Here is a 10,190-nt window from a genome sequence, read left to right as displayed (position 1 = left end):
TCTATGCTTGCTGATTCTAACGAGTTGGTAACTGATGTGGCTGCGTGCAGAATCACATTCAGTGTGTCTTGAAACTATACGTTGTACCTTCAGGTAATTTTATTATGTTTGTTTTACTCAATAACTCTGAGGTCATGGCCATTATATCAAGAGGTTGTATATTCATGATCATGACCTCAAATATCAACCGCTTAAAAACATCATCTGAGGATGATTCACTTTAAAATAGATGTGCTGATATTTCATTCACTCGGAAGTAGAGCTATTCGGAAGTACTGTTATTTATGCTCGAACCAGGACGAACTTTCCGGTATTTTAAAAAATCTCTTCAGCGATTTTTATCGCCTTCTCGCGCCTGGCAGGATACACCTTGAGCTTTATCCCGGCTGCTATCGTATCTGTTGTCGCAGCCAGCTGCGCCATACCTTTATAAGCAGCCTGCTTATCGAACCTGATATGGAGATAACACTCATCATCGATCCTTTCGTCAAGCTCGTTCTTTAATCTCTCAAGCTCAGGCTCCGAAAGCCTGGATTTTAACAGTTCTATGAATCGGTCGCAATCCTTCCCTTTAATTTGCGCCTGAAGGAGCGTGATAGGATTCCCATAATGCCCTTCCGTAGTTACAGCCTCTATCTCCCCGCCAAAAATGAAAAGCGACAGGGCAGCTTTCACCCTGTCTATATCTTCTGTCGCCTGTGCAATCGCCCTGAGCGTTATATGGTGTATACTACCCATCACTTGCCTGTGTTATTATGCGCACGCAGGCTCGGTCTTGTCTTTTCTGTTCCAATGCCTTTATGCCTCTGACCCCTGCCTTTCCTGCCAGCGCTTGTCTTACCCCTGAATACACGCCCTTTCTGGGTATTATTAGTAATCCATTTGAGGTTCTTATCGCCCTTGATCACCGGGTGGCTTGTGTCCACGAGTATGGTCTCATACCATTTGTGCTTGCCATCCTCGCCGACCCAGTAGCTGTTCAGCACCTGCATATTCGGGTATCTGCGCGCCGCCCGCTCTTCTGCAATGCTCTGTATGCTCTTGCCGGGCGTTATCTTGTTAACCCCCATATGTTTTGTCCTTCTCCCGCGCTGCCATCTTGACTTTCGCCTTCCGCCGCGCCTTACTTTGACGCGCGCTACAATGATTCCCTGCTTGGCTTTATAGCCCATCGCCCTTGCGCGGTCAAGCCTTGTCGGGTGCTCCACTCTTACTACTGAAGGCTCGCGCCTCCACTCCTGTCTTCTGCTCCACATGAGCTCGTCCACATAGGACTCATCCGGTTTTTTCCATGCATCTCTTATGTATGCGTACATTGATTTCATCGTATTCACCTGCGTTTTACGGTTCAGCCCTGCCGGGCCACATCCCTGCGGGATATTCTCCCGCCGCTTGAGAGGCTTAAACCATTTCATTGTAATTAAAGATATCCCAGGTTACAATCAGAATTTTTTACCCCAACGTATTTAAAGCTTTAAATACCCTATATAAAAGGTGATGACTATGACAAAGTCTGAAGAAGCAAAAAAATCTATAAAAATTGAAAACGTGGTTGCATCCACAGGGATAGGAACCAAACTTGATCTTAACGAGGTTATCAGCATTCTTGAAGGAGCGGATTATAATAAAGAGAGGTTCCCGGGAGTGGTGTACAGGACTACGTCGCCAAAGACCGCGGCGCTTATTTTCGGGAGCGGTAAAATCGTTTGTACAGGGGCAAAGAGTATCGAGGACGTGAGCAGCGGTCTTACCAAGGTTTTGAGAAATTAAAAGCCACGGGTATCAAGATACCAAGCAAGCCTGAAATAACGATACAGAACATCGTAGCATCTGCCGATCTCGGTACTGTGCTGAACCTGAATGCTATAGCGATCGGTCTCGGGCTTGAGAATATCGAATATGAGCCTGAGCAGTTCCCCGGATTAGTGTATCGGTTATCCAATCCGAAGGTCGTTATGCTGCTGTTCGGCTCAGGGAAGCTTGTTGTTACGGGCGGGAAGAAACCTGAGGATGCCGAAGCTGCGGTTGAGAAGATCGTTGAAGAGCTTGACGGGTTGGGGCTGCTGTAGCCCTGATTTTTATCTTTAGTATTGCTGTGTCAAAATACTATTAAAGATTAACAACGAACTCAAGACGAACTCATACGAACTCGATGAAACTTGTATTGAGTTCGTATAAGTCGGTTGTTTCTATAAAATAACATGTTCTAATTTTTAAAAAATAAAAAAATTGTTAAAAGCTATGCTTCTTCGTGCGCCGCTCTTATTTCTTCCGGACTATATATTCTAACCTCATGGGCACGTGCTTTATTTTGTAAAGGTTCTGGCACTATTCCCAAAGCTTCTTTTTTACTGTCCGCATCAACATACGCCCAGCCTGTATGTTCTCCAGATTCGCAGGCGAAAGCGAATTGTTTAAGTACGTCTTCCCCTTTCTCAAGCATTTCATCAAGTGCCTTCGTACACTCTTCGGGAGTGTGCGATGATTCTACTACATATTTTGTCATGTTCTCCTCCACTCTGTTTATTTTGGATACACTAGTCAGTGTATACATTAATATATATGACTTCTTAGCAGATATACTTTATTTGTCCAAATGTGTACTTCGTTTTATAGTGATTTCATGGGATTTTAAAATATACACCGCAAAGAACGCAAAGCAGAGGCTCAATAAATCTTTGCGCCCTTTGTGTTCTTTGCGGTGAGTTTGATTAGCATCCCTAACAATATAAATATTATAACGATAAATATAACAGAAATCAGTATAACAAAATCTCAGGGTAATAATACAAGATTTTCAAGAAATGGATGTGCAAAGAAAAAACGCTGGGGTGCATAATTAATGCCAGAAGATAATAAAGTCGAGGAATTCCTTCAAAAACTCGCGCCCTGCATCGAGCGCGGGGAGCTTGAAGCGTGCGCTGGGGAGGCGGCGCGGATGACCAGGAAAGCGAATCCATGACCACCTCAACCCCCCCCATCCTCGACAACCACATGCACCTGAACCCCTCCGGCAGGTGCCTCGATGCCGTCCGCGAATTCGCGCGCGCCGGGGGAACGCATATCATGCTGGTCTCGCTGCCGCCCTGGTCTCTTGATATTGAGATAAACGCGCCGGATGATTACAGAAAAGTGTTCGACAAAGTCCTGAAAATAGCGCGGCGCGCTGAGGAAGCGGAGAAAGTAAAGGTATTCGTGGTTCTGGGCGTGCATCCCGCAGAGCTGACCAGATACTACGGGAGAGTCGGACTTGCGCGCGCCGTGGAAATAATGAAAGGAGGGCTTGAGGTGGCGCGCGAATATGTAGAGAAGGGTCTTGCAATAGGGTTAAAATCAGGGCGCCCGCACTATGAGGTTGAGCCAAAACTGTGGGATGCTTCCAATGATATAATGCGCCTCAGTTTTACGCTTGCAAAGGATGCGGGCTGCGCCGTGCAACTGCATACCGAAAGCGCCACTGAAGGCGGGCTGGCGGAGATTGCTGGAATTGCCGGGGATGCGGGACTGGCGCCCGAAAAGGTCGTCAAGCATTTTTCGCCGCCAATGGTCAAAGTATGCGAGGGAACCGGCATTTTCCCAAGCGTACTGGCAGGGGAAGATGCGATACAGAAAGCCCTTGGCGAAGGAACGCGCTTTATGATGGAAACGGATTACATCGATGATCTGAAGAGACCGGGCTCGGTGCTTGGACCTAAGACAGTCCCGAAAAGGACAAAACAACTGATACCGGAGTGGGGCGAAGATGTTTTTTGGAAAATACACAAAGAGAACCCGGAAAGGGTTTATGGCATAGAAATTGATGTTTAAACTTATAACGCTAATTTCAGCACGCATCGGGGGAGCAGCCATTTCCGGGAACAATATCGCAATATTTATTAACCAGCTTGTGTATTTATAGACCATTGGAAAAAAACGGGTGGAATAAAAGTATGCTCATAGGAGGACTTTATGTTAGAAACATCGCAGGAGCGGGTGGTACTGCTAAAAGCGGGTTTCAAGGGCAAAGAAATAGAAAAGCTTTATATTATATATAATGGTTTTACAACAGTCCGCAACGCGCCAATTTTTGAACCTTCTGATAATCCTTAAGGAAAGTAAAAAATCACAACAAATCATGAGGCTGCCCCTGAATTAAGCTTATAAAATAGGATAGGAGTGGGTTTATCGTGCCCGGCTCTTGCGTCAGAACAATAATAAAAAAGTGCAGGAGATGGGCACAATTCCCATAAATTAATCGCTATGTTTATAGCTATCTTCTTAGAATTAAACCCAGATTATATGAAGCGGGACTACTTAACGGTTGATGACATAAACCTTCGAGGCAAGACGGTTTTATGCAGACTTGACCTTAATTCGCCAATGGACCCTAACGGGACCATCCTTGATGATTCACGTTTCAGGAGCCATCTCGTGACCCTTAAAGAACTTGACGAGGCGAAGGTAGTTATTTTGTCCCACCAGAGCCGTCCTGGAAAAAGCGATTTTACCGCGATGGAACCGCACTCGAAGCTATTATCAAAATTAATGCGCAGGAACATAGATTATATTGATGACATATTCGGCACACATGCCATCGAATCCATCAAGAAAATGCGGCAGGGCGATATCATATTGCTTGAGAACTCCCGCTTTTATTCGGAAGAATCGCTTGAGCGCGCACCAAAAGAACATGCCAGGACCCACATGGTAAAGCGCCTTGCGCCTCTTTGCGATGTTTTTATGAACGATGCCTTCTCCGTTTCCCACAGGTCACATCTTTCGGTAACGGGCTTCACAGAGGTATTGCCGAGCATCGCGGGAAGGGTAATGGAAAAAGAAATAGACTCACTCTCCAGGGGATTATCATGCAATGAGCGCCCGTGTGTATACGTGCTTGGAGGCGCAAAAGTAGATGATTCGATCAAGGTTACGAAAAACGTGCTTGAGCGGGGATGCGCGGACAGGGTGCTCGTCACAGGCGTTGTCGCTAATGTATTCCTTGCAGCCGCAGGCGTGAGTATAGGAAACGCAAATATGGGCTTTATTGAAAAACAGGGTTATCTTGACCAGATAGATATCGCCCGTGAGCTGCTTGCGCGCTTTAAGAAGAATATAGGGCTGCCTGTGGATGTCGCATTGAACAAAAATGATGAGCGCATGGAAGAAAAAGTACCCGGGCTGAATACGGATCTGCCTATCCACGACATCGGGATAGAGACGATGGTAAAATTCTCCCAGGAAATAAGCAATGCGAAGACAGTCGTAATGAACGGTCCTGCCGGTGTATTTGAAAAGGACGCTTTTGCGCTTGGAACATATGAACTCATAAAAGCAGGGACAATGTCAGGGTTCTCGGTCGTCGGGGGAGGGCATATTGCTGCCGCGGCTGAACAGCTCGGTGTTTCCGGTAAATTTTCCCACGTAAGTACAGGGGGCGGTGCATGTATTGATTTCCTGGCGGGAGAAAAGCTGCCGGGAATTGAGGCTTTAAAAGATGCTGCCAGGAGATTCAGACAAAAATAACACAGCAGGTTTTGATTTTACCGGCAATATGACACTGCTTGTGGAAGACATTGTTAAAACCCATCCCTATTTTGGTCATATTAAACCTGAGAACATACTTGTCGTGGTATCGCCTTCCAATGGCAGCAGCCATGGTGTGGTCGCAAAGCTGCGCCCCCTCAGGTTCGATGAAGGTTCAAAAACCAGGATGATCCGGGGGGGCGAGTACGCTGTCCCTGAAATCAATATTAACGGAAATAACATTTTATATGTGCTGTATTTTCTTTTACCACGGTACCTTAACTTTGGGAAGCTTGAAAATAAAGTTGCTACAGTACTGCATGAACTGCATCACATATCCCCATTATTTAACGGGGATATAAGGCGCTTTGACGGTAAGAACTACGCCCACGGGAATTCCAGAAAGAAATATGATGAACTGATTAATATCTACACAAGAGAATACCTGGACTCAACTGCCAATCCTGAATTAAATATATTTTTAAATTATAAGTACTCAGAGCTCAGGCGCAAATATGGTGCCGTCTACGGCAATATGATACGTATCCCACGCTTGCGACCTGTAAATAGTATCAAGCGATATCTTTTGTAGTATCTATCTGGATTCCTTCTCCAACCTTGAACTTTAACATTTCTGAAGACGGGACCCTGCCTCTCAACTTGGGTATTGACAGCAGGCTGGAAATCTTTTCTGAGTTTTTTTCGATATCGACCTCAAATATGACATCGCAGGATTTTAAGATCTCATTTTCAAGATTCCTCTCGTGGGTATCCTTGAGACCATATAAAAATGACAGGCAGTTCAATTTTTTTGTGGCTTCATAGACAACATTCATAAGCCGCTTGATCGCACCCGGGTTTACGTTCAGGTTCAGGTAAAAAGAGAACGAATCGAAAATAAGGTTTATATCCGCGCTACCTTCCGCGGTTATTTTTTTCAAGTTGGACTCCGTGAATTCAACGATCTTGGCATCCACGAACTCATTGCCTATATTATCGACCATTTCTCCCTGGGCTGTTATATAATATGCACTGTAGATATCAACGAACGTAATATTGTCCGGCTTAAAACCATAATTCTTGATATCATTCATTACGTATTTAGGGTGCCTTTCAGCCGTGAAATAATAGGTTTTACGGGCCTGCGTGAACTGGTATAAAAATACTTCTGCCATGGATTTGGCATCGGCGAAAATATAAACAACAGAGCCTGAGGGCAGTCCACCCCCAAGAGTACGGTCAAGTATGGATATCGCAGTGCTTCTGTTCACCTGCTCCGGGACGGCTATTTTTATATCAGGAGCAGTAGCTACTTTAGTTTGCTGTGGCGCAGTCATCTGAACTAAAGTGGCTTTTTTTTCGTCTGCCATTATATGCCCTCCAAACACAGTTATAATTTCTCAATAATAAAGCTATTCATTACAATGATGATTATGAAAAGATTAGTTTCGCCCAAATCCGGAGTATATGGCTTAAAATCAATTTGTATATTATTTTTAGCTATTAAATAGCTTTATTTTGCTTTATTTCTCCTATCCGGTTTGTTTAGGGATTCTATACAGATATTAACGCCGCGTTTTGCGGTCTTGCTGCCCGGGTTCAACTCAAGGGCATCTTTATAACACTGCATTGCTCTCTGAATCTCCCCATTTTTATAAAGAGCGCTGCCCTTATTGTTCAGAACTACGTAATCCTTCGGACTGATCACAAGTGCTTTATCATAGCACCTGATGGCTTCATCGAACTTTCCTGTTTTGCTGAGTGCCAGCCCCTTGTTATTCCATGCGGTATTATTTCCAAGATGTATTTGCAGCGATTTATTAAAGCATTCTATTGCATCCTCATATTTTCCCTGCGAATACAGTGTATTTCCCATAACCAGGTGTTCTTCTGACCTTTTGACCTTTTCAGGCTCAAGGGCCTTATCAGTCACTGGATTTGACCTGTGTTTGCAGTCTATCTCCACCAGCTTTAAAATATCGGTATCCACGGCTGGAGCGGTTTTATCTTCCGGTTGTGAATAGGTACCTTCATCATCTGCTTTAGTAGCGGCATGGTCTGAAGCAGGCTTGCTAATAAATGGATTTACTATATATGCATCAACAGGTACAGAAACCAGGCATTTTTCAATATTGGATGCATTATTTATAATAAGTTCCTCTTTACCTGTGGATTCGGGTTTTGTGCATAATATATCTGTCTGGATGTCTACCTGCCCCGAAACATGTGTCTCATCGGCGGGAGCTGTTTTAACCTCTTCAGACGCCTGGTTAGAAGTCTGCTGTATTTGACCCTGCGGAGGTGTTCCGGTTGCAGAAGCAGCTTTATCAACCGGCATCTCATGCATGGGGCTCTGCATACCTGGTATAATGTCTGTGTGTCCTGAAAGAGGCGCTTCGATAACCTGAGCCATATTAACCTCCCCTTCTGTCATCTGGTTATTTAAAGGGTCATTTTCCTGTTTGGCCGGCTCCGTATCCGGCTGTCCTGCAGGCTGCATACTAACCCGGGGTATTTTATCTTCCCGCGGCAGGGCGACTGCAAGTTTTTGCAGATCGACTTTATCCTTGCTCTCCTCCATTTTTGCGATAGCAAGCCCTTTGTTGCTCCATATCTTTTCGATTTTGGGGTTTATTTCAAGCGCCTTATCGTAAGATTCTATTCCCTCGGCAAAACGATTGAGCTTTACAAGGGTCATTCCCCTGTTATTCCATGTTACCTCGTCCTTTGGATTGATCTCTATTGATTTATTATATGCATCAAGAGCTTCTTCATGCCTGTCGCTCTCAAAAAGCACGTCGCCTTTGCTGCACCAGGCGTCAGCATCCCCGGGATTTTCCGCCAGCAGCTTATCATAGCACTCGATAGCCTCTTTCGATTTCCCGAGAAGTGCCAGTGAAATGCCCTTGTTGTACATGACCTCGCTATCGCCGGCTTTGATCTCAAGAGCTTTGTCATAGCAATGTACAGCCTCTGCCAGCCGTCCTGTCCTTGCCAGCGCAAGACCCTTGTTGTTCCATGCCTCCATTGAACCGGGATTTATCTCAAGGGCTTTATCGTAACACTTGATAGCATCATCATACATACTGCTCTCGACCAGGGAATTGCCTTTATTGCCCCACATTGTGGCATCTTCCTGCTTATTTTCATGGGCATCTCCTGACCCGTTGCCCTTTGATAAATCCGCATTTTTCTGTGAAATATCTGGCACGGTCTTCTTTTTACCGAGTATCATATGATAACGTACCTTATTTCAGTCTCTTATGATTATAATGATGTTCTGGTATTTAATACTTATTTGCATGTCATCTTAAGTCCACCCTGACATTGTATTCCGAGATTTGAAGAAATGTGAGGGCGCCTGTGGCATTGTAGCCAAGAATCATGGTGGAGTTGGCAGAAGGTCCCTGATTGCCCGCATTTGAAGGAGTGCACTGACTTAACGAAATGGTATCACCATTCGTAAGTCCCAGGATATAATGCTGGGTTATATTATAGAGGGGCTGTGTCTTATTCGCATTAGAATCCGTTATATTAAGATTGTCCCACGAATAATCAGGGTTGGCAATGCCATTGATCTTCATCCCGAATGGCTGGCATCTATTAGCATTATCTGCGCCAACATTTTCAGATTCGTATGTTAAGTTAACGCTTTTATTCAGTAAATCCACATCTACGTATCCCCCATCCTGTACAGTAAACAAATCATCTCCCTCCCACGTCTCACCATCCGCGGAAATACTGCTATCCTTATAGCCCACTTCAAGATCAACTTTATCCCCGACCTTCAAACCTGTCCCTTTTAAGTAAAATATCATTGTCTTGCTTCCAGATTCTCCTCGAATATCCCAATTTATATTCCATGGGGGTTTATCTTGATCTTGAAATGCTATCCTGAAGCTCCACTTATCAAGTGGTGTATCACTATCAGTCGGGAGTCCCCTGATATTAATCGGATTGGGTACCGGGTTACTTCCTCCGAAATTTGAAGGAACGACCATCAGTTCCAGGCTTGTTGTACGGTTTGTCGGGTCTATTGTGACATTTGTGTATAGCAGAGTTCTTGCGTATTCAGCCCATGCATCATAAAAGTCGCTTGTAATGTTCACATAAACCTTTCCGCTGATACTGTAGTTTAGAGGGTTTGTCCTGTTGGTATCTATGGTGGTATTTGGGAACAATACCAGCGCTGAATTTTTTGTGAAGGTAACTGCCGCCGCCCCTTTCCCTGAGATACTGGCATTTCCGGTTATAGTTGGTACGGGAAGCGTCAGCGTCCTGCCGTCGTAATGAAACTCCGGTGGAGATAACATGACAGAGCCTCCTGAGGGATATTTTGACCAGATGCCTCCCCCTTCGTAGCCAACTATCCTGTCCCCAAGAGTGTATTCCAGCTTTCCCATAGGGATTGTAATGTTAAAGGTATTATTTGCGCTCTTTATAATGATATAACTCTCTCTGCCCGTACTATTGGGCACAACTGTAAGAATGCCTCCACCAAGATTTACATTAAGCTAAGTCGCATAAATAGAGTTATATTCTCTTAATAAATTCCTTATATCAGTTCATTACATCTATTGAAGCATTGCAACGACACTAATGAACGGAGCCCATCTTTTGTACTCATATGGACATTTTGTAGTTCATTTTTTCCTTTTTAAGAAAGTTCGATACTTACTTTACTTACC

The 10,190-nt window shown here is 44.6% G+C and carries 9 protein-coding genes and 3 pseudogenes; 5 read left to right on the top strand and 7 right to left on the bottom strand.

Annotation, left to right across the window (positions count from 1 at the left end):
- From MNV_RS20755 to MNV_RS10735, 3 genes and pseudogenes are all read right to left on the bottom strand, one after another.
- Positions 1-172: pseudogene (locus MNV_RS20755) on the bottom strand (ISH3-like element ISMba14 family transposase); the annotation flags it as partial.
- Between the two features lie 143 nt (positions 173-315).
- On the bottom strand, positions 316-738 hold the full coding sequence (locus MNV_RS10740) for an RNA-binding domain-containing protein (RefSeq protein WP_096205941.1): 423 nt from the start codon (positions 736-738) through the stop codon (positions 316-318).
- Positions 738-1,325: a 50S ribosomal protein L15e gene (locus MNV_RS10735; RefSeq protein ID WP_096205945.1), complete on the bottom strand. Its 588-nt coding sequence runs from the start codon at positions 1,323-1,325 to the stop codon at positions 738-740. The genes MNV_RS10740 and MNV_RS10735 overlap by 1 nt, the downstream gene beginning before the upstream one ends.
- A 178-nt stretch (positions 1,326-1,503) precedes the next feature.
- Between MNV_RS10735 and MNV_RS10730 the strand changes: the two are divergent.
- Positions 1,504-2,069, top strand: a pseudogene (locus tag MNV_RS10730) (TATA-box-binding protein).
- A 170-nt stretch (positions 2,070-2,239) separates the two neighbouring features.
- On the opposite strand, the gene MNV_RS10725 reads toward MNV_RS10730, so the two are convergent.
- Positions 2,240-2,506 carry a hypothetical protein gene (locus tag MNV_RS10725; protein WP_096205940.1) on the bottom strand — a complete coding sequence of 89 codons (267 nt, stop codon included), beginning with the start codon at positions 2,504-2,506 and terminating at the stop codon, positions 2,240-2,242.
- Positions 2,507-2,916: 410 nt separating this feature from the next.
- On the opposite strand from MNV_RS10725, the gene MNV_RS10720 reads away from it, so the two are divergent.
- From MNV_RS10720 to MNV_RS10710, 4 genes are all read left to right on the top strand, one after another.
- Positions 2,917-3,807, top strand: coding sequence for a TatD family hydrolase (locus tag MNV_RS10720; RefSeq protein WP_306453639.1), 891 nt, complete (start codon positions 2,917-2,919; stop codon positions 3,805-3,807).
- A gap of 141 nt (positions 3,808-3,948) precedes the next feature.
- The gene (locus tag MNV_RS19660; protein WP_179293935.1) at positions 3,949-4,089 is read left to right on the top strand and encodes a hypothetical protein; all 141 of its coding nucleotides are present in this window, start codon (positions 3,949-3,951) and stop codon (positions 4,087-4,089) included.
- 189 nt (positions 4,090-4,278) lie between these two features.
- Positions 4,279-5,502 (top strand): phosphoglycerate kinase, encoded by a 1,224-nt coding sequence (locus MNV_RS10715; RefSeq protein ID WP_096205943.1) that lies wholly within the window; start codon positions 4,279-4,281, stop codon positions 5,500-5,502.
- Positions 5,474-6,094 (top strand): hypothetical protein, encoded by a 621-nt coding sequence (locus MNV_RS10710; protein WP_096205936.1) that lies wholly within the window; start codon positions 5,474-5,476, stop codon positions 6,092-6,094. Before MNV_RS10715 ends, MNV_RS10710 begins: the two co-directional genes overlap by 29 nt.
- Here the strand turns inward: MNV_RS10710 and MNV_RS10705 are convergent.
- The 3 genes and pseudogenes from MNV_RS10705 to MNV_RS10695 all read right to left on the bottom strand — a co-directional run.
- Positions 6,075-6,872, bottom strand: a complete 798-nt coding sequence (locus MNV_RS10705; protein ID WP_096205935.1) for an RAD55 family ATPase — start codon at positions 6,870-6,872, stop codon at positions 6,075-6,077. The two genes, MNV_RS10710 and MNV_RS10705, sit on opposite strands and share 20 nt — an antisense overlap.
- A 143-nt stretch (positions 6,873-7,015) precedes the next feature.
- Positions 7,016-8,737 (bottom strand): tetratricopeptide repeat protein, encoded by a 1,722-nt coding sequence (locus MNV_RS10700; RefSeq protein WP_096205933.1) that lies wholly within the window; start codon positions 8,735-8,737, stop codon positions 7,016-7,018.
- 70 nt (positions 8,738-8,807) lie between these two features.
- Positions 8,808-9,998: pseudogene (locus MNV_RS10695) on the bottom strand (DUF7289 family protein); the annotation flags it as partial.
- Positions 9,999-10,190 lie beyond the last annotated feature (192 nt).

It is taken from the genome of Candidatus Methanoperedens nitratireducens, from assembly GCF_900196725.1.
GTDB classification, from domain to species: domain Archaea; phylum Halobacteriota; class Methanosarcinia; order Methanosarcinales; family Methanoperedenaceae; genus Methanoperedens; species Methanoperedens nitroreducens_A.
This window is presented reverse-complemented; position numbering and strand designations above follow the sequence as displayed.